Origin of the sequence: Myxococcus sp. CA056 (genome assembly GCF_013336715.1) — a bacterium.
Classification (GTDB): Bacteria; Myxococcota; Myxococcia; order Myxococcales; family Myxococcaceae; genus Myxococcus; species Myxococcus llanfairpwllgwyngyllgogerychwyrndrobwllllantysiliogogogochensis.
In genome coordinates, this window is sequence record NZ_JABUMT010000002.1 from 958,950 (window position 1) to 983,782 (window position 24,833).

Genomic DNA, 24,833 nt, shown 5'->3' on the forward strand with positions numbered 1-24,833 from the left:
TTCAGGAGGGCGCGGGCGCGTAGACGCGCAGGGCCGCGGGGGCCACCTCGAAGCGCATGGGCGTCATGCCGACGAGCTCTCCGTCCGCGTTCACTTCCTGCGGAGGCGTGGCCTCCACATACAGCCGCACGGCGAGCAGCGAGGTGACGGCGGGGTTCTCCCCGTGCTCCCCGGAGCGCACCGACAGCGCCACGCGCGCGAGCGTGGCCAGGTCCTGGAGCTGGCCCAGGCCCGTGCCGTCCCTGCCGGAGGTCGAGGAGGGCGCGGCGACGGCATAGACATGCAGTCGTCGGTCATCCAGGCGCGCATCGGGCGCCACCATGTTGCCCGCGCCGTGGTAGCGCCCATTGCCCACCACGAGCTGGAGCACATCCAGTTCCAGTTCCTGTTCATCCGCCTTGATGCGGATGCGGAAGGGCCGCAGGTCCTTCGCCTCGGCGGCGGCGGCCACCGGATAGGCCAGCCTGCCCGCGCGCTGCTTCAGGCGCTTCGTCAGTCGCCGGGCAATCGCGGCGGCCAGGCCCAGGCTCGCCGCGTTGAGGAAGGGTCGTCCGTTGGCGAGCCCCACGTCCACGCGCGCCGCATAGCCCTTCGCGATGACGTCACACGCGGACTCCACGTCGGGAGGGATGCCCAGGGAGCGAGCGAAGTCGTTGCCGGTGCCCAGCGGCAGCACGCCCAGCGTCACGTCGCGCCCCAGCAGATGTGCCACCGCGCCGCTCAGCGTTCCGTCTCCGCCCCCGACGAGGATGCGGCGAGTGCCGCGCGCCAGCATCTGCTCCAGCACTCGGCGCAGCCGTCCGCTTTTCGACAGCGCGTGGCTCTCCGTCAGGATGACGCCCCGCGAGGCGAGGGCGTCCCGGGCGAGCGAATAGGCCTCCCTGCCCGAGCGGGACTGCGTGTTGACCACCAGGGCCGCCGGCCCGTCGTCCGGGGCCAGCCGGCGTGGAGGCTCGATGAGCGCGGGTTCCAGGGGGACCTCCTCCTTGCTGCGTGCGGGAAAAGGTGTGCACGCGGAGCCGAAGGGGCCAGCGGTCTCCGGGGGAAGAGGACCGAAAGACAGCGGTCATGCGACATCCCTGGGGACGCGGGGGGCGAGCTGGGAGGCGAGGGTTCAGCCCTCCGCGTCCACTTGAAAGGGTTCGCAATCATCAGCGGTCGCGAGCCTTTTCACCCCACGGCCTTTGCCCCTGTATGGCCCCACGCGAGCAAGGGCGTGTCCCCTCGTGCTCGGGCGTACCAGGAACAGATTTCAGGACACTCCTACGATGACGCCTCCTGGGTGGGTGGCGTGGGCAGGAACAGCGGTGGCGTGAAGTTCGATGGCTACAAGGAGATCACCGCCATCCACACCCTGGCACGTCCCCTGGTACCCTCAGAAGAGCGAATCATGACCGTTCCATCCGCGCCCAGGGCCTACCCTGAGAGCTACTACGCTGGTGCCCACTGGGGGCCGAGACGGGAATCCCCAGAGGAGTGCGCCCGACGAGCAGGGACCTTCCTCAACATGCTGGCCGCGTGTGACCCCCTGCTGGCGAACTGGAACAAGCTTCCCAAGCCGCGAAAGGGACGGAAAGTCCCCCTCATGCCCCCTGACCTCCCCACCTTGACGGAGGCGTTCCGGCGCGGCGTCAACCGAGATTCCGGCGGGCCCCCCATTGAAGAGTTGGGTTGGACCGTCTCGGCATACAACGACGGCGCCGGCTCAAACTTTGTCTCAGTGAGAATGCAGTGCGGGGGCTACGTCGGATGCAGCACCGACAATGCATGCTTACTGTCACTTCCCTACCCGGGGAAGAACGCGGAGCGAATCCTCGCGGCATCCGTGCTGACCGAAGTGGTGCGCGCCATGGCGGTGGCCTGGGAGCCTGACTGGGCGGTGGTCATGTCTCGTGCGCACCGGGATATGGACGATGAAGAAGGCAAAGCCGACATTTGGGTGGGCTGGGTGACGTACCTCGCCCGTCAATGGGGCACGGTGCCCCCGCTTCCCGCTCCCGTGCGCGTTGAGCCGGTCGAGGACAAGGGTACGCTCATCGTTCTGACGCCGGAACGCTTCACGGTGGCCAACCCGGAGCACGTGGCGCTGTCGAGGCGCGTGCGGGAGCTGCTGGCGCGGGCCGGGCTCGTGAAGCCGCTTCAGCCCCCACCGTAGAAGAGTGGGGGAGCCGAGTCGCCCGCTGCTCGGCTCCTCAACGCGGGCGGGACGGCGGAGGTCCAAGACTCCCAGAAAAGTCGCGGGTCAGGGCGCTCCTGCCTCGGAATTGGGTTGTCTCGTGCAGAGGTTCAGCCCTCCGCGTCGCGTCCTTCGATGATGCGGCGCTGGATGTCCTGACGCAGCGGGAGGGCCTCCTCCGTGCTCAGGCGGCCGTCACCGTTGGTGTCGTACGTGGCCAGCAGTGTCGCCCGGCGCTCCTGGGCGGCCTCCACCCGGTCCTGCCTCAGCGCGACACGCTCACCCGCATCGAGCACACCGTTGTCATTCGCGTCGTACGTGCCCAGCCGCTCCTGGCGCCGGGCCTCCCAGCGGGCGCGCCGAGCCTCCCGCGCCGCCTGCCGCTCCGCCTCGTCCAGTGTCCCGTCCCCGTTGGTGTCGTGCTGCTCCAGGCGCTCGGTGCGCAGGCGCTGGCAGCGCGCCTCCATGGCGTCCACCAGCGCGGTGCGCTCCTCGGCGGACAGTACGCCGTCGCCGTTCTCGTCGAAGGCCCAGCGCACGCGCCAGAAGGCCCAGTGCCGCGCGCGGCGGCCCAGCTGCGCCAGCCGGGGACGCAAGGTGTCGCGCCGCTCACCCACGTCCGCCTTCAGCTCGCGCAGCTCCCGCGCGTTCAGCGCGCCATCCCCGTCGTCGTCGTACTTCGCCATCACCGTCCGCCGGTGCTCGCTGAAGTCGCACGCCTTCCCGTCGTCGGTGGGCTCCATCTCCAGGCCACTCACGTCTTCGTCGGCCATGGCCCCCTGCTGTGTCGCGTCCGTGTCCGCCACCGCGTCCGCGCCCAGCGCGCCGTCCTCCTCGGCCGCGGTGAGATACGACGCGGCCTCGCCCACGTACCGAGTGGTCTCGTCTGGTACGTCATCGCCGCAGGCGGTGAGCCCGAAGGGCAGGGTGAAACACAGCGCGGCGGCGAGGATGCGACGGTGAGCGGTGACTCGTTTCATGGGGATGGCTCCAGGTTCGAAGTGCGGCGGTGTCCGGCCTCGCTTTGCTGAAACCCGGTGCGTCGGAAGAAGTTGCGGAGGGACAGAGGTGGCCGTCGCGCCCCTTCCGTGTGCCAGGGTGGCTGCACACCTTTCAGGCGCGGCCGGCTCCGCGCCGGTGAAGCGCAAGGCCTGGAGGGCGATGCATGGCACGAGGAAGCAAGGCGAAGTACACGGCGAAACAGAAGCGGATGGCCGAGAAAATCGAGAAGGGTTACGAGGCTCGCGGCACGTCGGACAAGACGGCGGCGGCTCGGGCCTGGGCCACGGTGAACAAGGCCACCGGTGGTGGGATGAAGGGTGGCTCCGGCAGCAAGGCCAAGATGGCCCGGCGCCGCCCCAAGGTGCGCGCCGCCGCGAAGAAGGCCGCGCGCAAGCGCACCGCCGCGCAGCGGTCCGCGTCGGCTCGCAAGGCGGCTGCTTCGAGGACGCGCAAGCCCGTGCGCGCCACGCGCTCCGGGAGCAAGTCCACCGCGCGTCGCGTCGCCGGACGCCGGGCCACGGCTCGCAAGACTTCCACGAGCACGCGCTCCAAGCGTGGCACGGCTCGCAAGAGCACCCGAGGTGTTTCCCGTCGCGGCACCACCGGAACGCGCGGCTCACGCGGCCGGGGCGGCTCGCGCAGGTAGTCGCGCGCGGCTCGCGCTCCATCCTCGGTGTGCTCGAGGTGGGGCGCGAACGCGCTGCTTCAGCGAGGCTCTTCGTCCTTGGAGGCCGGCGGCGTGGCGCCAGGTCCGTTCCACGGCCAGTCGACCGAGGAGTCCTCGGCCAGCCGCAGCAGCTCCGAGGGGTCCTTCACCAGGATGCGGCAGCCCGCGGAACGCAGGTCCTCCGGAGAGAAGCCTCCGGCCAGCACGCCCACGGTGGACAGGCCCAGCTTGCCGGCGGCGAGCGCGTCATAGGGCGTGTCGCCCACCACCACCGTGACGTCCGGCGCGGGGCGGCCCAGCCTGGCGAGCGCGCTCTCGAAGATGTCCGGGTGAGGCTTGCTCTTGTCCACCTCGTCCTTGCTCGCCTGGGTCTCGTACAGGCCTTCGATGCCGCACAGCCGCACGTAGTACTGGAGCTCCTCGTCCTTCGCGCTGGAGGCCAGGGCCAAGCGTCGGCCGTGCTGACGCAGCCGCTGGAACAGCTCCCTCACGCGAGGCAGGGGCCTCACCTTGGGCAGGAACTCCCGCAGGAACAGCGCGGAGCGATACTCCTCCAGCTCCTTGCCGAAGCGCTCCAGCTCGTCGTCGTTGAAGAAGACGGGGATGAGCTGGTCGGCTCCCTTGCCAATCTGACTGCGCACATGGGCAAACGGGACATCCCTGCCGAAGTGCAGGAACGCACGTCGCCACGCCTCGGCGTGCTCGTCCACCGAGTCCACCAGCGTTCCATCGACGTCGAAGATGACGTTCTCCACCATCGCGCGCCTCCCGGGCCAAAGTGGGGACGCCCCAGGTGGCGGTCAACCGCCCGTGGGCGGGTTCTCTGGGGTCGCCTCCACCAGTGTTCGTGTCTTCACATCGTAGCCCTCTGGTGCCGTGAGGGTGAAGGTGTCATTGGGCGGCGGGCTGTTCAGCTCCACACGCGAGAGCACCGTCTCCCCGACCTTCCGCCCCCCCAGCCACCGGGTGAGGCGCCGGGGGACGCACAGTGCCAGGGCCGCGTCGCAGTGCTCCTCCTCCATGCGGACCTCCGCCTGCGTGCCGTCCGGCGCGCGCGAGCGCTTGTCCAGGAAGTCGAGCCCCGGCCAGCGCAGCACGTACACCAGCTCCAGGCCCTGGGCCTCGCCCCCCAGCGTCACCGCCAGCTCCACGGCTTCTGGCGCGCGGGGATGTTTCACTCGGCGCAGGGTGGCGCCGTGGGACACGAGCGGCGCGCGGAAGCCCTCGGGCGTGAAGACGCCGAAGGTCTCCGTGAGGAAGCCCGCGAGCTTCGCGGGAGGCAGCTCCGACTTGAACGTGGTGAAGCGCTTCTCGCCGTCCAACTGCTCGAAGAGGTGGGTGCCGTCCCACGAGAAGATGCGCGTGGCGGGAGTGCCCAGCGTGCCGCGCATGCGCTGGGGCGCGCGGTAGTCGAACGAGAAGGGCACCTCGTCCTGGCCCTCGTCCTTCACCGTGCCGGCGATGTGATACCCGCCGAGCTTCGTGTCCCGCTCCGCCAGCCGCTGTTTCACCTGAGCGGCCAGCGCCGCGGTGTCGTCCGTCTTTCGTGGGCAGCCCGCGAGGGCGAGGAGGACACAGGGCACGAAGAGGCGCAGGCGCATGGAATGAGAAAGTGAGGCAGGAGGGGGGCTGAAAAGCAAGGAGGCCCGCCTGTCGCCAGGGGGCCTCCCGAAAGGTGCCGCCGTGAGGGCCGGCGGCCTGACTACTTCACCGCCACGCCGGTGGCCGTGGAGGAGGTGATGCCGATGATGGTGCCGAACAGGGCGTAGATGCCGTGACGGGGGGTGGTGGACGCCGACTTCAGGTCGACCTTGGACGCGCCCATCGCCTTCGCCTCGGCGATCAGGAGCTTGTTCACCACGGTGTCCAGGTCGCTCTGGACGATGTCGATGATGTGGAAGATGGCGGTCAGGCCCAGCGCGTTGGTCTGGATGACGGCCACGGCCTCACCGTTCGCCGCGATTTCGGTGCCGGAGACAACAGCGCTCTCGACGCTGGTGCAGCCGATGAGGCTGGACGCGGCAACGGCGGACAGGATGAGCTTCTTCATGGTTTTCCCCTCGTTGAGTGTTGCTTGGACGGTGGTCGAGCACCCCCGTGAAGGGAACGCTCGTCCGTTTGAATGGGACCTCAAGCGCCGGGGTACGTACCAGATGTCGACTCCATGTCAAGGTCCGTCCGGACACACTGTACGCCCGTTGGGTGAGCGCGCTCGCGTTGCAATGCACATCTCGCCTTGCTAGCCCCAAACCCCGAGGCTTCCGAATGGACATCGTCCCCGCCGCACGTCCCGCGCCCCGGTACTGGATTCACCTGCTGCTGCTGCTGCTGACGGTGGTGACGACCTTCACCTCGTACCTGCTGTACTTCCACTTCCAGCGGCCGTACTCGCCGGACGAGGTCTCCCGGGAAGCGGCGATGCGCGCGCTGTCCTTCAGCCTGTCGCTGCTGGCCATCCTGGGCACTCACGAGATGGGCCACTACGTGCTCGCGCGCATCCACCGCGTGGACACGTCGCTGCCGTACTTCATCCCGTTGCCCGTGCTGGGCGTGGGCACGCTGGGCGCCGTCATCCGCATCCGGGACCGAATCCCGCACCGCAACGCGCTGGTGGATATTGGCGCGGCGGGACCGCTGGCGGGCCTGGTGGTGGCGCTGCCCATCCTCTACTGGGGGCTTGCGCACTCCACGGTGGTGGACGCGCCCCACGTGCCCTCGCAATTCCCCGGCGAGATGTCGCTGTGGGCGTACGGCAAGGACTTGTTCACCTGGGTGATGGCGAAGCTGACGCACGCGCCCGCCGCTCCGGAAGAGACGTTTCATGGCGTGCAGACCCTGTTTGGTGACAGCCTGCTGATGCGGGGGCTGACGTGGTTGGCGCTGGGGCCCTTGCCGGAGGGAAAGGACGTGCTGGTACATCCGGTGGTCATCGCGGGCTGGTTCGGCCTGCTCGTCACGCTGCTCAACCTGATGCCCATGGGACAGCTGGACGGCGGGCACCTGGCCTTCGCCCTGCTGGGCCGTCACGCGCACTGGGTGGGGCGGGCCATGGCCGCGCTGCTCTTGTTCCTCACGCTCTTCGTCACCGCGTCCTGGGGCCTGTGGCTCCTGGTGACGAGCAAGGTGGTGGGCTTCGGGCACCCTGACGTCGTGGCGCCGCTGGAGCCCCTCAGTCCCACGCGCAAGCTCATCTGCGCGCTGTGCCTCTTGGCCCTCATCGGCTGCGCGATGCCCGTGCCGCTGCGTCAGGTGGTGTCATGAAGTTCCAGTGCGAAGCCTGTGAGCGGCTCATCCCCCTGGAGTCCTTCCGGATGGAGGGGGGCGGGCTGGTGGTGTCGTGCCAGCGGTGTGGCGCGGAGAGCCGCGCGCGTGCGTCGCTGCCGCTCTCGGTGTCCCCGGCGCTGTCGGGCGAGGGCTCCGGCTCGACGCAGTCCTCGGTGGAGGACGCGACGGCGTCGGTGCCGCCGCTGCCCGCGCGCGCCAGCACGCCGGCCCTGCGGGTGGTGCGGGGCTCGGCGGTGCCGGTGACGCTGGACGACGAGGCGCTCTTCACGCCTCCGCCGGGACACTGTCCCAAGTGCGTGTCGCCGCGGCGGGAGGTGGACACGTCCTGCGCGCAGTGCGGGCTGGTGTACGCCAACTTCATGGCGGAGGAGCACAAGCCCTCGGACGACCTGATGGGGGCGTGGCGCTCGCTGGCGGAGCACTGGGAGGAGTGGGAGGCGCACGACAGGCTGCTGACCCTGGCCATGGGTCGCGGGGAGCTGGCCTCGGCGGGCCGCCTGTACCGGGTGCGGCTGGCGCGGGCGCCGGACGACGCCGTGGCGCACCGGGCGCGGGAGGAAGTGGTGCGGCGGGCCACCCTGGTGGTGCCCACGGAGGTGGAGTCCTCGGAGGTGTCGCCAGGCAAGCGGCGGCTGCGAGCGGCGGCCATCGCGGCGCTCTCGCTGGTGGTGCTGGTGCTCTTCACGTTCATCATCCAGCGCGTGCGGCTGCTCTTCTTCAGCGACCTGCCCTGACGCGGCGGGCGGCGACTCCCCCGCGGGGCGGCCGGCCATGCGGGCGTGGGGCATGGATGGTGGATGGAAACGGGCCTGGGGCGCGGCTGGCTGCTATCGTGTCGGGCCGCTCCCGCGAGGCTCGCCACTCCCGATGACGCTTCCCGTCTCTCCGTCACTCACCGTCGACAGCCTGCTCGGTCCGGGGGGCGCGCTCCAGGTGGCCCTGCCCGCGTATGAGCACCGGCCGGAGCAGCTCCAGATGGCGCGCGCCGTGGAGCGGGCCTTCGCGGAGCGCAGCTACCTCTTGGCGGAGGCGGGCACGGGCACGGGCAAGACGCTCGCCTACCTGGTGCCCGCGCTGTTGTCGGGCCGCCGCGTCGTGGTGTCCACGGCGACGAAGACGCTGCAGGACCAGATCTTCTTCAAGGACCTGCCGCTCCTGCGCGAGAAGATGGGGCTCACCTTCGAGGCCGCCTACCTCAAGGGGCGCAACAACTACCTGTGCCTGCACCGCTACGGCGCCTTCGCCAAGGAGCCGCAGTTCGGCTCTCGCGACGAGGCGCGGTACTGGCCCAAGCTCAAGGCGTGGGCGGAGGACACGCAGACCGGGGACCGCAGCGAGCTGGACCTGCCGGAGTCGTTCAGCGCGTGGGCTCGGCTGTCCACCACGTCCGAGACGTGCGTGGGCACGCGCTGCCCGCTGTACGAGCCGTGTTTCGTCACGCGCATGCGCAAGCGCGCGGAGAGCGCGGACCTGCTGGTGGTCAACCACCACCTCTTCTTCGCGGACCTGTCGCTGCGCAGCTCCGGCAAGCGCACCGAGGGCGTGCTGCCGTACTACGAGGCCGTCGTCTTCGACGAGGCGCATGCGCTGGAGGACGCGGCGAGCGGCCACTTCGGCGTGGGGGTCTCCAACTACCGGATGGAAGAGCTGGCGCGCGACGCGGTGGCGTCGTTGAAGGAAGACGACTCGCGGCACGCGATGTTGCGCGCGCTGGCCGCGCGGCTGCGCACCGGGGCGGACGCCTTCTTCGCGCAGGCCCCCCGGGCGCTGGGGTTGTCGGGCCACGAGGCCTCCGTCTCGATTCAGCCGGAGGCGATGGGCAAGCTGTCCAGCGCGCTGGGCGGTGTGCGCGAGGGCCTGGCCGCGTTGTCCGCCTTCAGCGCGGGCGAGCGCGAGCCGGAGCTGGCCGCGATTACGCGCCGCGCGGACGAACTGGAGGAGCAGCTCTCCTTTCTGGAGAAGGCCGAGTCGTCGGACCACGTGTACTGGGCGGAGCAGCGCGGCAAGGGGCTGTTCCTGCGCGCCAGTCCCATCGACGTCGCGAAGGAGCTGCGCGAGCGGATGTACGGCGCGCTCGACACGGTGGTGTACACGTCCGCCACGCTGGCGGCGGAGAGCCGCTTCGACTTCTTCGCCCGGCGCATGGGGCTGTATGGCGAGGATGGCCAGACGGTGACGCGCGTGCGCACGCTGGCGGTGCCCAGCCCGTTCGACTACCCGCGCCAGGCCGCGCTGTATCTGCCCACGCATCTGCCGGACCCGAGCGCCCCTGGCTTCATCGAGGCGGCCGCGGAGGAAATCGTCCAGCTCTGCCAGGTGACGGGGGGCCGTGCCTTCGTGCTCTTCACGTCGCTGCGCAACATGGTGCGCGCGTACGAGCTGGCGGCGGGACGGCTGCCGTATCAGGCGCTGCTCCAGGGGGAGCGGCCCAAGGCGCAGTTGCTGGAGGCGTTCCGCGACACGCCGAGCGTGCTCTTCGCGGCGCACAGCTTCTGGGAGGGCGTGGACGTGCCGGGGGATGCGCTCAGCCTGGTCATCATCGACCGGCTCCCGTTCGCCTCTCCGGGTGACCCGCTGGTGGCCGCGCGAATCAAGCAGCTCCAGACGCGGGGCGAGGAGCCCTTCGAGCAGTACCAGCTCCCCCAGGCGGCGCTGGCGCTGCGCCAGGGCTTCGGGCGCCTGATTCGCACCCAGTCCGACAAGGGCATCGTCGCGATGTTGGACCGGCGCATCCTCACCAAGGCGTATGGACAGGTCTTCCTGGCCAGCCTGCCGGACGCGCGGCGGATGGACGACCTGGTGGAGCTGAGCCGCTGGTTCAACGGCCCGGTGCGCCCCGTGCGGTCCTTGCGTTCGGTGGAGTGAGCTGAATTTCCGGGCGAAATTGCCCGAGAATTCCGCTCATTTCGTATGCCTTCGGCCGGGTCTGTTTCACCGGCTGTCCCCGCACACCCCAGAGCCCTGACGTGGACTGTCTGGTCCTTCCCTTCCTGCGCCTCGTCCTGCTCGCCGCGGTGGCGTTGGTGTGTGCGTGTGAGCCCATCTCGCTGGTGCCCATGGGGGAGCCTCCCTCGGACTCGGGGAGCGATTCACCGGACGGAGGGGATGAACTCGGTGGGAAGGAGGGGCCGGATGGCGGGGAGCCGGACGCGGGGCCTGACGGTGGGCGGGATGGTGGGATTCCGCTTTCCGAGGACGCGGGGCCTGACGGTGGGCTGAACATCCCCGTCCGGCCGCTGGGGGATGGCGGTGTGGATGCGCGGATGACGGCGTGGAGCGACTGCGAGGACGGCTGGCAGTCGCGCACGGTGCTGCCGCTGGGAGCAGACAGGGGGTATCCACAGTTCGCCCTGGATGCGGACGGTGAGGCGTACTTCGTCGAGTACACCGACGCGGTGCTGCGAGTGGTGACGACGAAGCCCTGGCGCGTCTTCGCCGAGACGGGTTTCGCGGGAGGGCAGTGGTGGTTGGGTGGCATCCGCGTGGATGCGGCGGGTGAGGTCCACCTGGCCATCAGCCCGCGGTCCGATGACCTGGCGCAGGTGGTCCCCACCGATTTCCTCCATCACACAGGGGGACGCTGGGAGCACGCTCGGCTGATGAGTGGCCTGGTGCGTGCCCATGACCTGGATGCGCAGGGCAGGCTGCATGCCATCAGCCTGGTGGATGCGGTGAAGCACCGGCTCAACCATGTGCAGGGTCGTATTGGTGATTTGTCTGTCATCGATACGGGCATCGAGCTCGGGTCGCTCTCCACGCGCGTGTCGCTGCGCGCGGATGGCCAGGGCAAAGCCCATGTGACGTATGAGTACGACGCCGTGCTTGGACGCGCTGGCATCTTCTACGCGACGAACGCCTCGGGGACGTGGGTGAGGGAGCAGGTGGCCGCGGCGGGTGCGAATCCGGTCATCGCGGTGTCACCAGCGGGGGTGCCGCACATCCTTTGGGCGAAGGCGGGCGTCTTGTCGCTGAGCAGCCGGAGTGCTCCAGGCGAGTGGTCGACGAGCATCCTTCCCTTCGAGTCGTCTTCTGGTGAGCTGAGGTTCTCCGCCTCGGGGGTGATTCATGTGCTGCGCAATCTCGGGAAGCGGTTGGAGTACCGGAACGACGCGCGGGGGGATTGGGCGCCGAAGACGGTCATCGACCTGGAGTCCAGCCTCCTCGATTCACCCTTCTTCGACTGGGCCCTGGAGGTGGATGCACAGGGCCGCGCGCATGTGATGTACACGGAACTGGTCGAAGCCCAGGAGCCGATGCGAATGCTCCGGCGCATCGGCTATTCGCGCCAGTGTCCGTGAGGCTCAGGGCGCGTCACGAAGTCGCAGGCCCACGCGCGCGAGCAGGGGCGGGCCCAACGTGTCCACGCCCGCGCGGCCCGCGAGGTATTCGCGGTCGAAGAGGTTCTCCACCGCGGCGAAGAGGTCCACCTTCCAGAAGAGCCGCCGGCTGACGGCCGCATCCACGACGAGCGCGCCACCCATGCCGCGCTCATTGAGGTCATCCTCGTATTGAGGCCCGGTGACTCGGAGCTGCACGGTGGCGGTGACGAGGGACGGGTCCTCGAAGGTGAGGCTGGCGGCGGCTCGATGCCTGGGGTCCTGCGCGAGCTGTCGGCCCACGAGCGCCGGCTGGCCGGGCGCATCCGTCACGGTGGGGTCCACGAAGGTGTATCCGAGGAGCGTCGTCCACTGGCGTGACAGTCGCCAGTCGATGCTGGCCTCCACGCCGCGCACGCGGGCGCGACCCAGGTTCTGCCGCTCGCGGCCCGTGCCGTCGGGGAGGGTGACGTTGGTGATGGGGTCCTCGAGCACATTCCAGAAGCCGGTGACGCGGGCGGTGAGGGTGCGCAGGGGCTCGACTTCCACGCCAGCCTCCGCGCCCCACAGGCGCTCCGCGCCGAGGTTCGCGTTCGCGGCGGTGAACACGGTGCCGACCTGGAAGGGGCGATAGAGCTCGTTGAGCGTCGGTGCGCGGAAGGCTCGATACCCGGAGGCACGCAGCGTGACGGCGTCCCAGGGACGCAGGCGCACGCCCAGGCGTGGGCTGAGCTGGTGCTCGGTGCGGTCGTCGAAAGGAGTGGTGTCCACCGCGCCGTTGGCTCGCTCGACACGTTGGAGCCCTTGCGTGTTGCGCCAGACGTCGAAGCGGAGCGCGGCCGAGAGCTCCAGTGCGGAAGTGATGGCGTAGAGGTCCTGGAGGAACACGCCACCTGTCCACTGCGTGCCGCCGGCTTCACGGGTGAGGACGGTTTCAGGGGTCTGCGTGGGTGGGAAGAGTTGCTCGCGGGATGTGCCCGCCATCCGCCGAGCGTCGAGGCCCGCGGAGAGCTGATGGGTGCCACCCGCCGTCCAGCTCGGCGCGGTCCACACGAGTGAGGCACCCTGGTCATCAGCAGGCACGTCCTGGGACGCGGCGAGCGACTCAGCGGCGCGGTCCTGGGCGACGCGTGCGCGGTTCTGTTCAAAGCGAAGGGCACGGCCGTAGAGGTCCAGGGAGAAGGTGCCCAGTGTGTCGGTTTGAAGTCGCGCGCCCGCGCCGAAGTGCGCCAGCTCCACGCGAGCGGTGGTGAAGCGGGTGCCTCCGTTCTGGTTCTCACGGAAGAGGTTGGCGCGAGCGGACAGCGTCAGCGCGTCAGAAGGTTGAGCTTCGACGCGGCCGTTGAGGACGACATGGTTGCTGGGCGTGTCGCTGTCGATGGCGCCGCGTTGGCCCGGGGTGACGATGCGATAGCCGCTGCTGGTGAGCAGCTCGGTTTCGACAGCGGCGGCGATGGGGCCCCAGCGGTGTGCACCGCGCGCGGCGAGGAGGCCCGTGTCGCGGTTGCCGGCGGAGAGGTCCGCGTCGAGCGCCGGGCCGGTGATGGGGCGGGAGATGAGCTGCACGACGCCGCCGAGCGCGGAGCTGCCATAGAGGGCGGAGCCGCCACCGGGGACGACCTCGATGCGGTCCAGTCCAAGGCGCGGGAGCGAGCGCCAGAAGACCCAGCCCCCGAGCGGGTCATTGACGGGGACGCCGTCCAGCAGGACGAGGGTGCGCGCGACACCGGACGGAGCGAGACCGCGCAGGTTGAGGCCCTGGGCGGTCGGGTCGGAGACGAGGCTCGGCGTGCGGCGGAAGGTGGCGACCGAGGGCAGGGAGCGGACGAGGGTGTCCTGCGTCAGCGAGGGACTGCGGTCGATTTCCTCGCGAGGCAGCACCACGGTGGTGGCGGGCACATCTCGCACGGGACGTGGAAGGCGCGTGCCCGTGACGACGGTTCGCGAGGATGCACTTGTCTCCGGCGTCGCTGTGGGCAGCGCCGTGCTTGATGGAACCTCAGGCGCGGTGGACGCATCGGCGATGGGAGCAGCAGGCGCCTCGTGCTGTGAGGGTGCCTCGGCGAAGGCGCGGGAGGTCGCCACCTGCTCCATGGGCGCATCGACAGCGACACGAGGGGACGTCTCAGGCGCCGTGGGTACATTGGCGGCGGGCCGCTCCGGTACAGCTACGGAGGAGCCGTCGGAGCCGTCGGAGCCGTCGGAGCCGTCGGAGCCGGCGATGCGAGTGCGCGACTCAGGCGATGAGGAGGTGCCAATGACGGTGTTCCGCGCGCCGGACTCCGTCGTCGTTATTCCGGTGTCTGGTGTTTGAGCCCAGGCCAGTGACGAGAGCAGCACCCAGGGAACCACGAGCCGACGAGGTGATGACGGGATGCATGACGACCTGCGCGGCATGTCTGGCGGTTCCTTTTCGGTCCGGGGGCTCTCGGCGCGGCAGTATGTCCCCACCTCGGGCACGGGCGCCCGCCGAGCGTCATGAGGCTCGGCGAGGCCTCGTGGTATCGTCCAGTTCGCAACGAGCGCGGGGGCATCCTGGATGTGTGGTCACGACGTGTTGGAGCGGACTTCACACCCGCGAGGCGGGGTGATGAAAGTGCTCGCCGCGCGGAGGCTCAATGACAGGGACTGCGCGGTCTCCCTCGAGCTGGCCGGGTCACGTTACGAACTCGTGGCTGAGCGCATCTGGGGACCGGAACAGGGACCAGGGCTGGCGTTGGGAGATTTCTCGCCCTCGCGAGTCTTCGCCGACCTGCCGCTCAGTGCGCGCCAGCTTCGCGAGTTGATTCGCACAGCGGTCCTGTCTCACCGGGGAGAAGCCCTGGAGTTCCCGGTGGAGGTTCCGGGCTAGCGAGCAGGTGTGCGCTTTGCCTCACCCGCCCGCGTCGCGAGGTGAGAGGCCGCGCACGGTGAGCACCGCGGTGTCCACCTCCGCGAGGATGCGGCGCGCGTGGTGAAGGAAGACCTCTCCAGCGGGAAGCAGGCGCATGCCCTGTCGAGTGCGCTCGAAGAGGCGCGTGCCGAGCTCGTCCTCGAGCGCGAGGATGTGGCGGCTCAGCGGCGGCTGGGTGAGATGGAGCCGGCGCGCGGCGCGGCCCACGTGGCGTTCCTCGGCCACCGCGACGAAGGACTGGAGGTGGGTGATGCTCACGGCCCCAGGTTACCGCGAGCGCTCATGTCCTGCACCCCCGCCCTCGAGCGCGATACCGAAACAGCATTGGACGCTGACGCCCCCCAGGGACACCTTGGCTCCCCATGGGAACACCATTGTTCAAGGGCACCGAGGTAGAGCGTCTGCGTCGTGCGGGCGAGGCGGCTGCTGGCACGCTCGCCTGGGTCGCGGGGAAGCTGACGCCGGGCATCTCCACGGAGGACATCAACCAGTGGGTGCGCGAGGACACGGCCCGTCGAGGCGGCACGCCCAGCCAGTTGGGCTACCACGGTTTTCCCGCGACGGTCTGCACCAGCCGCAATCACGTCGTCTGTCATGGCGTCCCACGCCCGGACGAAAGACTGGCCCCCGGTGACATCATCAACGTCGACGTCACCACCTGCCTGAACGGCTACCACGGAGACACGTCGGCCACGTTCTGCATCGGTGACGTTTCCGCCGACGCTCGGCATGTGGTGGACGTGGCACGCCGGTGTCGTGACGTGGGTGTCTCCGTCGTGCGTCACGGTGCTCGGATGGGCGACATCGGCGCGGCCATCCAGGAGCTGGCGGAGAAGGAAGGGTGCAGCATCGTGCGGGAGTTCGGAGGACACGGCATCGGACGCTCCATGCACGCGCCGCCCCATGTTCCGCATTTCGGCTCGCGGGGGACGGGCATCACCTTGCGCTCCGGCATGGTGCTCACCATCGAACCGATGGTGAACCTGGGCCGCCCCGAGATTCGAATGCTCGCGGACGGCTGGACGGTGGTGACGGAGGACGGAAGCCTCTCCGCGCAGTTCGAGCACACCATCCTGGTGACGCGCGAGGGCTGCGAGGTGCTCACCCCATATCCCGGTGCTCATCCGGTGGTGGAGCCACCCTCCCGGACGTCACAGCCCGAGGCCCGTTGAGTTGAGCCTGGAGCACGACGTGTTCGACGCAGCACCGTCGAGGTCTTCCCGTCCGGCGGCGCACCGGGCCGTTCGATGACAGCCGTCGTGCTGCCCCGATCTCCGACCGCGTGACACTCCTCCGCGAGATTGTTTCGGGCTGAATGTCTCCGCACCCTGGCTGCTTGATGCTGGTGGGCGAGGGGAGTCCTCCCCACGCCTGTCTCGGGCTGAATCCTTCCGAGACTCCGGCTGTTTGATGCCGGTGGGCGAGGGGAGTCCTCCCCACGCCTGTCTCGGGCTGAATCCTTCCGAGACTCCGGCTGTTTGATGCCGGCGCGAATTGCGGCTAGACGTGTGGCCTGCGAGTGGGGGCCGCATGCGCGCACGAGGCGACAAGGTCGGAGTCGGGAGCGTGGTGTTGGGCGTCGTACTGCTCGCGGCGGGAATCCCCCTGCTGGTGCCTCGGCACATTCCACGCGAGGACGCCGCCGCGAACCCGGCCACGGTGCACCAGGAGCCAGCCGAGGTGGCTCGGCCTGGAGACCCGCGCAAGGACTCGCCGGAGCCTGTCCTTCACATCGAGCAGGTCCAGGGACCTGATGGCCTCACGGTGCAGGTGGCGAGTTCCACCCCCGCGACATCCCTGCTGACGAGGTTCGCGAAGGACGCACTGGTTCCCCTGACTCCAGATGAGGAAGCGCTCCTGCGTGAGGAGCCCGTCGACGACCTGGCCGCGCTCGTGACTCGTACGGAGCGAGCCTTCCAGGACGCGAGCCCTGAAACCCGGGCACGACAAGAGCAGCGCTATCTCGCCGCGCTCAATCTCGTCGCGAAGCTCTCCGCATCACCTCCGGACGACGCCCGTGCACGGGACGAGGACACTCGCTACCAGCGCGCGCTCGCGGAGGAGCAGGTGAAGTGGAGAACTCTCTCGCCCGCGGAACGAGACCGCGCGCAAGAGACATTCAAGGAGTGGTTCTTCCAGGGGGAGCAGAAGCGATGAAGTCGTTCATGGGGGCGCTTCGCGTGGTGTTGCTGCTGGCGCCGATGATGGCGTGGGCGGGGCCGCACTACGTGGCATCGCGGGACTGGGGCAGCTTCATCTGGCTGAGCACCTGGCTCGACGCGGGACAGACGTACACCTTCGAGACGCGAGAGCTGACGGGCTCCGTGCCGGACACGGTGCTGCACGTGTTGCGCGACAGGAATGGCTGGAGTCAGGTCGCAGTGGGTGACGACTGCCAGGGCGCCACGCGCTCGTGTGTGACTTTCGTCGCGCCGGACTCAGGCTACTACCGCGTCTGGGTGCGAGCGTACGCGGATGGGCGCGGCGGCACGGCGAGCCTGTATCGCAACGGGACGCTGCTCCTGTCGCAGCAGCCTTTCGGAGGCGTGCCGCTCCTCTTCGCGTGGAACGCGAAGGACACCTTCAGGGCCTCGGCCACCAGCCCCGGAGGCGGAGACCATCTCCTCTTCCTGCTGCGCTCCAATACCGAGTACCTCCAGCACGATGACGACAGCGGGCCGAAGTACTACCCGCTCGTCACCGCGACGAGCACGCAGAACGTCGGCACTCAGCGCGTGGTGGTGGGGCGCTTCCCGGGCAGCGCCGGAACGGCCAGCTTCGTCCACGACGAGGAACTCTGGTCCACCATCTTCGATGACAACGACGGTGACGAGGATGGGCTCTCGGACTCGCTCGAGCCGCTCATCGGACTGAGTCAGAACAACGAGGACTCGGATGGGGACTCGATAGCGGACACGCTGGAGGTGTTCGGCAATGATGGCTTCTCCTTCTCCGAGTGGAGCAGCCCCACGGCAAGGGACCTCTACGTGGAGGTCGACTGGATGCAGCACCCGACGAACCCGTACCTTACGCGGCAGCCGTACGCCGGCCTGGTGGCGGACGCGGCGGCGGTGTTCGCCCAGGAGACGGGTGGGAGCGTGCGGCTGCATGCCTTCATCGACAGCGCGCTGCCCTGGCATGAGGTGGTCTGCTACGGGAGCTGCGCCAACGGCGTCGACTTCTACGCGCTGAAGCAGAGCGCGTTCTCGTCCGCGAACCCCGAGCGCCGGCCGTACTTCCACTATGCGATGTGGGCCAACCGGCACACGAGCCTCACGAGCTGCTCGTCGGGAAAGGCCGAACTGCTGGGCAACGACCTCATCATCAGCATGGGCTGCTTCAGCAGTCCGAGCATCCAGGAGCAGCGCGGCACGTTCATCCACGAGCTGGGCCACAACCTGAACCTGGACCACAACGGCAACGACGTGCCGGGGCAGTACAGCGTGGTGCACGACAGCGTGATGAACTACCGCTACCAGTTCGCGGGCGTGAGCAACTCGGGGTGGCACTCGTACTCATTTGGCGACAACGGCTGCGCGGCATGCGGTTCGTCACCGAAGGCGGAGTGTGTCTCCTGCCGCGATGGCTTCCTGGGCTGCGGCTTTCCGGGCTGTGGCTCCTGCGACTGCGACGTGGGCGAGTGGGGCTCGCTGGAACTCGACTTCTCCGACGACGGTGACGCGGATGACGGCGCGGGCCGAGGCTCGAAGCGCTCACTGCTGACCCGCTATGCGCCGGATGACAAGGGGGGCCCCGCGCGCTTCCAGCCGAGGGTGCCGCACGAAGAGTCCTCGCTGGTGCGACGGCGTGACGACGTCCGACGCAAGCGGGAGCGACTCCTGTCTCGGGGACGCGTGGAGGGACGCGACTTCCACGTGTCGGCGGATGGAACGCTGCTGTACGCGGAATGCCTCTGACCTCGACGGTCAGGATGCGTCAGGTTCGTCGGGAGCAGGGCGCCCAGCCCGCGTCAATCACCACCGGCCCCTTGCCCGGCTTGCCGTAGACGTCCACGGGGACATCCGCCACCCCATGGTCGAAGGGGTACTGGAGTTGTCGCGTGTCGTCATGCGGGTCCTTCCTCGGACGGGCGAGAGTAGGTGGGGCAGACCGTGACCGAAAGCCGCGAAGCAGACATGCCGCCGCATCGCTGGCCTCCCCTGACCAGAAGGGCGAAAGTCGGCGGAGGCGGAGGGCACTTGCCCTGCAGAGGAGCACGTGATGCCGAAGTCGGAAGGACCACACCGGCTGGGTGCGCGGAGCTGTGCGCTGGGGTTCTTGCTGATGCACGGTGCCTGCTGGCTTCGCCCCGAGCCTCCCGCGACGGACGCAGGCTCTGCTGTCGCGGAGCGGTCCGAGACCCCACGGTCTTCAGCCGTGGGCGGGGTTCGTGAGCCGCCCGCTGGAGGACTCGCTCCGTCCGACGTGGCTTCGCGTGACTCCAGGCGCGCGGTGCCCTCGTCCGCCGACGGAATCACGGTGTCGGGGGCCTCCGCGGAATCGACGCCGGATGGAGGCACACGCGCTGCGGAGTCACCTGGCTCCCTCGCGTGCGCGGACGTGTGGCGCGCGGCCCGGGTGGACGTGGCCTTCAAGGAGACGCCGGAGACGCGCTCCATCCAGCGCACGGGCCCACGGCTGGAGCGACGGTTCACCGTGGCCCGACAACTTCGAGGTGCATACCGCCATGGGGACCAGTGGGCCTCGGTGCTGGAGTACAAGGCAGGCGAGATGCGCGGCGGCCTGAGCTACGGGCTCACCGTGCCAGAGGTCCTGGCGGACCTGACGGGACGTACCGTGGGCTGGGTCAGCCACCGCGAGCCCGCGAGCTGTGTCTCCAGCGACGGAGAGCATCCAGAACTCCTCTCGGGCGACACGCTCCGCGACGCGGACGGAGGGCTCTTGCTGCTCACGGTACCGAGCGCGCCCACCACGCCGGAAGGCGAAGTCCTGCTGCCCACGGGACTGGTGCCGGAGCTGCGAGTCCGGTGGGAACTTGCTGACTGCGAGCGGCGAAAGGACGCACGCACCCAGGGCGCACGGCTCCGGTTCGAGGATGCTCGGAAGCGTGGCGCATCACCCGTCACTGTCTCTGTTGGAGAGACGAAGCGACTTCTGCTGGGAGGTGTCCGCTACGAGGTGCGCGTGGCGAGAGCGCAGGCGGACACATCGGACCGCTGCGGGCAGGCGGTATTCACGGTGTTCCGAGAGGGGCTCCGCGAGGAGTTGTAGTCCTCCTGTGCCTCGGGAGGCCGCACGGACACGTCGAAGCTCAGTCGACCCCGTACACGCGGCTCGGGGTGCCCTCATAATCGGTGATGCGCTCGAACCGCAGCCCGAGTCGCTCCGCGACGCGGAGGGACGGTGCATTCTCCGGATGGATGATGGCGACGAGGGGCACAGCGGGGAGGTGTCGCCGGGCCTTCTCCACGGCGACGCGCGCGGCCTCCGTCGCATAACCCAGCCCCTGGGTCCGAGGCGCGAACCGATAGGCGAGGTTCAACACCGTCCGACCCTCGAACAGCTTGTGGCGCACGCCGCAGACGCCCACGACGACGCCCGGTGTCTCTCGTTGCTCCACGGCCCAGTACCCCACGCCGTGTTTCGCCCAGTCACTCAACCACAGCGCCAGCAGCTCCCTCGCGGCGTCCAGCGAGCGCAAGGGGCCGGAGGGGTTGAAGCGAGAGGTCTCCGGGTCGCCATGGAGTGTGAACACCGCGTCCAGGTCGGTCTCGCGAAACGGGCGAAGCAGCAGCCGTTCCGTCGTCGTGCTCTCGAAGCCGTGAAGCATGGTGTGCATCATGTTCCGCGTCGCCTGCCCGCGCACGTCGGTTCGTCGCGGTTCCAGGTCTCACCCACGGCCCGTGCGTGCGTCAGCGCGGCAGCGTGCTCAGTCGGGGAACCGGGGGAAGGGCCGCGAGGGTGGCGGTGAGGTCCCCACCCAGGCGATGGAAGGCTCGCAGAAAGGTGAGGGCTGGCTCGCGGGTCGACGCGGGTTCGCCCCGGGGTCGTGGCGGGTGAGGAGGCCAGGGATGAACGCCAACGCCATCCAGGAAGGTGAGCACGTCATGCACCCCCATCAGCAACCTGGGAGTCTTGTGTCCGTGGAGCACCACGTGACAGCGGCCGTCGTGTCCCTGCTTCCAGCTCCAACTGCTGGCAGAGGCCCGCTTGAGGTAGCCGTTGAAGGATTTCTGTCCGTCGGGGACTCGCAGCAGTCCGCGAAGGATTTGCGCCATTACCCCCCGGTCCGAGAGGGGCTTTCTCCGCCATGGGGTGCTGGAGCGGCCGATCCCGCGCGGCAGCTCCAGGCTGCTCAGGAAGTGCTTCTGCTGCTTCAGATGCGAGAGCGCGTGATGACCGATGAGTCCTGCCGGGAGAACCTTGCGCATCAGCTCCACGCGCAGGTCGCGAGGCTGGTCCAACGTTCGTTGTTCCGCCCAGCGGATGAAGGGGTTGACCTTGTCCGCCCTTCGCCGTCTCGACACCACCCACTGCATCTCGGTGGAGGAGTCTTCATCCAGCTCCGCGCAGTCCTCGGCGAACTCGGGGTCTCGGATGAGCTGGGCGACCCGGGTCCTCGAGCTGCGGCGGGAGCGCCGGTGCAGGCTCGCGCGACTCTTGCGAGCTGCCTGTCGGTGCGTGGAAGGCAACAGACTGCGTGCCATCTCGAAGGACTTGTCATCGCCGTAGCGCATCCAGGGCTCCCTTGCGGGCCCAGCGACGCCACGGCCTTGCCTTCCTGACACCGGTGGAAAAGGTCTCCCTCTCGCCCGGACATTTCCGCCGTCGCGGGCGGCCTGGGGGCGACTACGCCTTCATCGACTCCGGCAGCACCCAATCCGGCTTGAGGCGCTGGATGACCTTGGCCAGGTTCTCCTTGTCCTGGGCCTTCTCCAGCGCGGCGTCGGGCGTGACGATGTTGTCCCGCACCAGCCGCTCCAGGTGCATGTCGAGCGTCTGCATGCCCTGGCCCTGGCCCGCCTGCATCTTGGATGCAATCTGGAAGACCTTGCCCTCGCGAATCATCGCGGCGATGGCCGCGCCACCCACGAGGATTTCCAGCGCCGCCACGCGGCCCTTGCCGTCCGCCGTCTTGATGAGCTGCTGCGCGACGATTCCCGCCAGGCTCTCCGCCAACATGCCTCGCACCTGCGCCTGCTCGTCGGCGGGGAACGAGTTGATGATGCGGTCGATGGTCGCCGGCGCGCTGTTGGTGTGCACCGTGGCGAACACCAACACGCCGAAGCTCGCCAACTGGAGCGCCAGCTTCATCGTCTCGTTGGTGCGAAGCTCGCCGATGAGGATGACGTTCGGGTCCTCGCGCCCCGCCGAGCGGATGGCCGTGGCGAAGCTGGACGCGTGCGGCCCCACCTCACGGTGCGTCACCTGTGCCCGCGCGGACTCATGCACGAACTCCACCGGGTCCTCGATGGTGAGGATGTGCGCGGGACGCGTCTGGTTGATGTGGTTCACCATCCCCGCGAGCGTCGTGGACTTGCCGCTGCCCGTGGGGCCCGTCACCAGCACCAACCCGCTGCGACGCTCGGCCAGCTTGCGCACGATTTCGGGCGTCTTGAGGTCGTCCAGCGTGAGGACCTTGCTGGGAATCGTGCGGAACACCGCGCCCAGGCCCGTCTGCTTGTAGAAGTAGTTCGCGCGGAAGCGGGCCTTCGTGCCGTAGCCGTAGGCGAAGTCGAGGTCCAGCTCCTCGACAATCTGCCGCTTCTGCTGCGGGTTGATGAGCTCGAACAAGAGCCCTTCGACTTCCTGGGGCGTGAGGGGCAACTCGTGCAGCGGCGTCAGCTCGCCACGGATGCGGCCCATGGGGGGATAGCCGGTGCTCAGGTGCAGGTCGCTGCCCTTCTGCTCCAGCAGCATGTCGAAGAGCGCGGAGATGCGCGGCGTGGTGCTCATCTCAGCCCCCCTTCCTTCCCATCAACGAGCCCATCTTGCTCAAGAGCCGGGCGCTGTCCTGCTGCGTCTCCGGCGCGGCCACGGACGTGCCCGGCCTCTTTCCCGTCACCACCGCCTCCAGCTCGTCCGGGTTGTCCACGAAGCCCTTGGCCACTTCCAACTTCACCTTCTGCGCGCGCACCAGGTCCGCCATCGAGTCCTCGAAGCGGATGATGCCCAGGCTCTTGCCGCGCTGCTGGAGCGAGGGAATCTGGTACGTCTTGTTGTCGCGGATGAGGTTGCCCAGCGCCACCGAGCCGGGGAGCACCTCCGCCGCCGCCACCATGCCCTTGCCGTCCGCGCTCGCCATCAGCCGCTGGCTGACGATGAGGCGCAGGCCGCTGGACAGCGACAGGCGCACCTGCTGCTGGTCCGCCGGCGGGAAGAGGTCGATGAGGCGGTCGATGGTCTTCGCCGCGCTCGGCGTGTTCATGGTGCTGATGAGCAGGTGGCCCGTCTCCGCGGCCGCCAGCGCCATGCGCACCGTCTCCGTGTCGCGCAGCTCGCCCACCACGATGACGTCCGGGTCCTCGCGCAAGCTGCCCTTGAGCGCGCTGGCGAACGTCTTCGTGTGCGCGCCCACTTCGCGCTGGCTGATGAGCGCCTTCTTGCGCGGGTGGACGAACTCCACCGGGTCCTCCACCGTGAGCACGTGGTGGGACGTCTCGCGGTTGATGAGGTCCACCAGCGCCGCCAGGGTGCTCGTCTTGCCGTGACCGGACGGGCCCGTGACGACGATGAGCCCCTGATGATGGTGCGTCGCCTTGGCGATTTCGACGGGCAGCCCCAGCGACTCCAACGTGGGGATGTCGCGCGCAATCACCCGGAAGGTGCCCTTGAGGCCCGTGCGGTGCCGCGAGACGTTGACGCGAAAGCGCCCCATCTCCGGCGAGTCGAGCGAGAAATCACAGCTGCCGTCGCGCTCCAGCACCGGGCGCAGTCGCTCCGGCACCACCGGCATCAACATGCCCTCCACCCGCGCCGCATCCAGTGCGCCGCCTTGGGGCACCAGCTCTCCGGCGAGACGGAAGAGCACGGGGCGCTCGGCCACGACGTGCACGTCGCTGGCGCGGCTGCTGCGGCCCTGCTCCAGCACGATGGCCAGGTCCCTGGCTCCACCCGTCAGGCGCGACGTCGCCAGTGAGCGCGCGGCCTCCTGCGTTCCCGAGGCGACGTACCCGGCGCTCTGAGGCGCGGCGGTATTCCCGGATGCGGTGGGCGCGGAGGCATACCCGGGCCCGGCGCTCTGAGGCGCGGCGGCTTGCGCCGCGACAGGCACCGGCTGGGGGGTGGGGGGAACCGGAGCCGCCCGCGCCGCCACGGGTTGGGCGGGCGGTGCCACGGCGGCTGGGGCGCTGGCCGCGACTTCCGCCGCGCGGGACAACCTCAGGTGCATGAGGTCTCCCCGACGCATCGCGGCGATGGACAGGGCACCCAGTCCATTGGCGTTGACGGACCAGTTCGAGGGTGCGTCGGAGACGCTGGATGCCCGGGCCACACCCACCATGGCCTGGAGCGCCCGGACGACGTCGTCCGTCGTCACCGCGGCGGGGTCCACCGGCTCGTAGCCGTTGCTGCCCCGAATCATGGGAGGGCGCCCGGTGGCCAGGGTCAGCTCCGTCACTCCAGGCCGCGACAAATGGCGCAACAGCTCTGCAAGGGGTCTCATGCGGATTCGAACTCGAGCCACGGAGCGCGGAGCGCGGGGGACCGCAGGATAGTCGACATTGACGCAAAAGCGCCCACCCCTGGACGGAGTCACGCCGCGCTGAGCGCGGTGGGCCCCACACCCACCCTGTCGAGGGGGCCGGGCCATGTCCGCCAGGGTTGAAGAGAGGGGCTCCGGGGCCAGGAGGCCCGCTCGGAGCGAAGGCGGCGGGAGGCAAGCGTCCTCCCGCCAGCCAGGTCCAGGAACTACAGCTCGCGGGACATCAGGAGCCGGAGCTTGCCGGACTTCTTGGACACCACCGTGGCCACGGTGGTGAATCCCGCCTTGCGGTAGAAGCTCACCGCGGGCGCATTGGACGGGTCCACGCGCAGGGCAATGGTCTTGCGATACATGTCCCGAGCGGCTCGGAGCGCCTGCTCCAGGACCACCGCGCCCAGGCCCTTCTTGCGCAGCTCCGTCTTCACCACGATGTTGCGCAGGTAGGCGGCGCCGGGCACCGGGCCGTCGCGCTCCACCGTGACGTAGCCGACGATCTGCGTCTGCAGCTTCGCTACGTGGATGAAGGGCTTGAGCTGGGCCAGGGCCTTGAGGCTGTCTTCCTGCGTCTCACCCCGGCTCTTCCAGGGCTCGGAGCTGGCGCGCAGGGCCGCCACCGCCGTCATGTCTTCGTCGGTGGGCAGGGTGAACTTCACCGCCGCCATCAGGTCGTTGGGGAGGCCCACCGCCGCTTCCAGCACCGGGGCTGGGGCCATCTCCACGCCCGGGTCCACCTGCTTCATCGTCATCGCCATCTCCTCCGTCGCTCTGCGATCCTAACCGCACCCCCGCCACCGGTGCACGCGGTCATTCCGCGCACATTGTCTTCCCAA

Annotated in this window: 22 protein-coding genes; 10 read left to right on the plus strand and 12 right to left on the minus strand. The window is 69.1% G+C overall.

Annotation, left to right across the window (positions count from 1 at the left end; genetic code table 11):
* Window position 1: 1 nt before the first annotated feature.
* Window positions 2–913 carry a lipid kinase gene (locus HUA76_RS11560; RefSeq protein ID WP_254614205.1) on the minus strand — a complete coding sequence of 304 codons (912 nt, stop codon included), beginning with the start codon at window positions 911–913 and terminating at the stop codon, window positions 2–4.
* A 477-nt stretch (window positions 914–1,390) separates the two neighbouring features.
* Between HUA76_RS11560 and HUA76_RS46415 the strand changes: the two genes are divergently transcribed.
* The gene (locus tag HUA76_RS46415) at window positions 1,391–2,155 is read left to right on the plus strand and encodes an immunity 52 family protein (RefSeq protein ID WP_174461202.1); all 765 of its coding nucleotides are present in this window, start codon (window positions 1,391–1,393) and stop codon (window positions 2,153–2,155) included.
* A 131-nt stretch (window positions 2,156–2,286) separates the two neighbouring features.
* Here HUA76_RS46415 and HUA76_RS11570 read toward each other — a convergent pair whose 3' ends face one another.
* On the minus strand, window positions 2,287–3,156 hold the full coding sequence (locus tag HUA76_RS11570) for a calcium-binding protein (RefSeq protein WP_174454100.1): 870 nt from the start codon (window positions 3,154–3,156) through the stop codon (window positions 2,287–2,289).
* A gap of 185 nt (window positions 3,157–3,341) precedes the next feature.
* On the opposite strand from HUA76_RS11570, the gene HUA76_RS11575 reads away from it, so the two are divergent.
* The gene (locus HUA76_RS11575) at window positions 3,342–3,824 is read left to right on the plus strand and encodes a transcriptional regulator (protein ID WP_174454101.1); all 483 of its coding nucleotides are present in this window, start codon (window positions 3,342–3,344) and stop codon (window positions 3,822–3,824) included.
* A 59-nt stretch (window positions 3,825–3,883) separates the two neighbouring features.
* Here the strand turns inward: HUA76_RS11575 and HUA76_RS11580 are convergent, their stop codons facing one another.
* The 3 genes from HUA76_RS11580 to HUA76_RS11590 form a co-directional block, all read right to left on the minus strand.
* Complete coding sequence (locus HUA76_RS11580) at window positions 3,884–4,603, minus strand: HAD family hydrolase (RefSeq protein ID WP_174454102.1); 720 nt, start codon at window positions 4,601–4,603, stop codon at window positions 3,884–3,886.
* A 42-nt stretch (window positions 4,604–4,645) separates the two neighbouring features.
* Window positions 4,646–5,446 carry a hypothetical protein gene (locus HUA76_RS11585; RefSeq protein ID WP_141646285.1) on the minus strand — a complete coding sequence of 267 codons (801 nt, stop codon included), beginning with the start codon at window positions 5,444–5,446 and terminating at the stop codon, window positions 4,646–4,648.
* A gap of 101 nt (window positions 5,447–5,547) precedes the next feature.
* The gene (locus tag HUA76_RS11590; RefSeq protein ID WP_141646284.1) at window positions 5,548–5,895 is read right to left on the minus strand and encodes a hypothetical protein; all 348 of its coding nucleotides are present in this window, start codon (window positions 5,893–5,895) and stop codon (window positions 5,548–5,550) included.
* A gap of 215 nt (window positions 5,896–6,110) precedes the next feature.
* Here HUA76_RS11590 and HUA76_RS11595 point away from each other — a divergent pair, with 215 nt between their 5' ends.
* From HUA76_RS11595 to HUA76_RS11610, 4 genes are all read left to right on the plus strand, one after another.
* Window positions 6,111–7,106: a site-2 protease family protein gene (locus tag HUA76_RS11595; protein ID WP_141646283.1), complete on the plus strand. Its 996-nt coding sequence runs from the start codon at window positions 6,111–6,113 to the stop codon at window positions 7,104–7,106.
* On the plus strand, window positions 7,103–7,864 hold the full coding sequence (locus HUA76_RS11600; protein ID WP_141646282.1) for a hypothetical protein: 762 nt from the start codon (window positions 7,103–7,105) through the stop codon (window positions 7,862–7,864). Before HUA76_RS11595 ends, HUA76_RS11600 begins: the two co-directional genes overlap by 4 nt.
* 133 nt (window positions 7,865–7,997) lie before the next feature.
* Entirely contained in the window at window positions 7,998–9,995 is a 1,998-nt protein-coding gene (locus HUA76_RS11605; RefSeq protein ID WP_141646281.1) for an ATP-dependent DNA helicase, read from the plus strand.
* 101 nt (window positions 9,996–10,096) lie between these two features.
* A complete protein-coding gene (locus HUA76_RS11610) occupies window positions 10,097–11,428 on the plus strand; it encodes a hypothetical protein (protein ID WP_174460846.1) in 1,332 nt (443 codons plus the stop codon).
* A 3-nt stretch (window positions 11,429–11,431) separates the two neighbouring features.
* Here HUA76_RS11610 and HUA76_RS11615 read toward each other — a convergent pair whose 3' ends face one another.
* Both HUA76_RS11615 and HUA76_RS11620 read right to left on the minus strand, forming a co-directional pair.
* Entirely contained in the window at window positions 11,432–13,354 is a 1,923-nt protein-coding gene (locus HUA76_RS11615) for a TonB-dependent receptor (protein ID WP_371823463.1), read from the minus strand.
* Between the two features lie 964 nt (window positions 13,355–14,318).
* Window positions 14,319–14,597 carry a LysR family transcriptional regulator gene (locus tag HUA76_RS11620; RefSeq protein ID WP_141646277.1) on the minus strand — a complete coding sequence of 93 codons (279 nt, stop codon included), beginning with the start codon at window positions 14,595–14,597 and terminating at the stop codon, window positions 14,319–14,321.
* A gap of 104 nt (window positions 14,598–14,701) precedes the next feature.
* Here HUA76_RS11620 and map point away from each other — a divergent pair, with 104 nt between their 5' ends.
* The 4 genes from map (at window position 14,702) to HUA76_RS11640 (ending at window position 19,571) form a co-directional block, all read left to right on the plus strand.
* On the plus strand, window positions 14,702–15,511 hold the full coding sequence (gene map, locus HUA76_RS11625) for a type I methionyl aminopeptidase (RefSeq protein WP_174460848.1): 810 nt from the start codon (window positions 14,702–14,704) through the stop codon (window positions 15,509–15,511).
* 358 nt (window positions 15,512–15,869) lie between these two features.
* The gene (locus HUA76_RS11630) at window positions 15,870–16,496 is read left to right on the plus strand and encodes a hypothetical protein (RefSeq protein WP_174460849.1); all 627 of its coding nucleotides are present in this window, start codon (window positions 15,870–15,872) and stop codon (window positions 16,494–16,496) included.
* Window positions 16,493–18,256: a hypothetical protein gene (locus HUA76_RS11635; RefSeq protein WP_174460850.1), complete on the plus strand. Its 1,764-nt coding sequence runs from the start codon at window positions 16,493–16,495 to the stop codon at window positions 18,254–18,256. The genes HUA76_RS11630 and HUA76_RS11635 overlap by 4 nt, the downstream gene beginning before the upstream one ends.
* 643 nt (window positions 18,257–18,899) lie before the next feature.
* Window positions 18,900–19,571: a hypothetical protein gene (locus tag HUA76_RS11640; RefSeq protein WP_217439533.1), complete on the plus strand. Its 672-nt coding sequence runs from the start codon at window positions 18,900–18,902 to the stop codon at window positions 19,569–19,571.
* Between the two features lie 40 nt (window positions 19,572–19,611).
* Here HUA76_RS11640 and HUA76_RS11645 read toward each other — a convergent pair whose 3' ends face one another.
* The 5 genes from HUA76_RS11645 to HUA76_RS11665 form a co-directional block, all read right to left on the minus strand.
* A complete protein-coding gene (locus HUA76_RS11645; RefSeq protein WP_254614139.1) occupies window positions 19,612–20,142 on the minus strand; it encodes a GNAT family N-acetyltransferase in 531 nt (176 codons plus the stop codon).
* Between the two features lie 70 nt (window positions 20,143–20,212).
* Window positions 20,213–21,037, minus strand: a complete 825-nt coding sequence (locus HUA76_RS11650) for a hypothetical protein (protein WP_174460852.1) — start codon at window positions 21,035–21,037, stop codon at window positions 20,213–20,215.
* Between the two features lie 112 nt (window positions 21,038–21,149).
* The gene (locus HUA76_RS11655) at window positions 21,150–22,256 is read right to left on the minus strand and encodes a type IV pilus twitching motility protein PilT (RefSeq protein ID WP_174454112.1); all 1,107 of its coding nucleotides are present in this window, start codon (window positions 22,254–22,256) and stop codon (window positions 21,150–21,152) included.
* A 1-nt stretch (window position 22,257) separates the two neighbouring features.
* Window positions 22,258–23,964 carry a type IV pilus twitching motility protein PilT gene (locus tag HUA76_RS11660; protein ID WP_174460853.1) on the minus strand — a complete coding sequence of 569 codons (1,707 nt, stop codon included), beginning with the start codon at window positions 23,962–23,964 and terminating at the stop codon, window positions 22,258–22,260.
* A gap of 245 nt (window positions 23,965–24,209) precedes the next feature.
* Window positions 24,210–24,749 carry an N-acetyltransferase gene (locus tag HUA76_RS11665; RefSeq protein WP_141641964.1) on the minus strand — a complete coding sequence of 180 codons (540 nt, stop codon included), beginning with the start codon at window positions 24,747–24,749 and terminating at the stop codon, window positions 24,210–24,212.
* Between the last annotated feature and the right edge of the window lie 84 nt (window positions 24,750–24,833).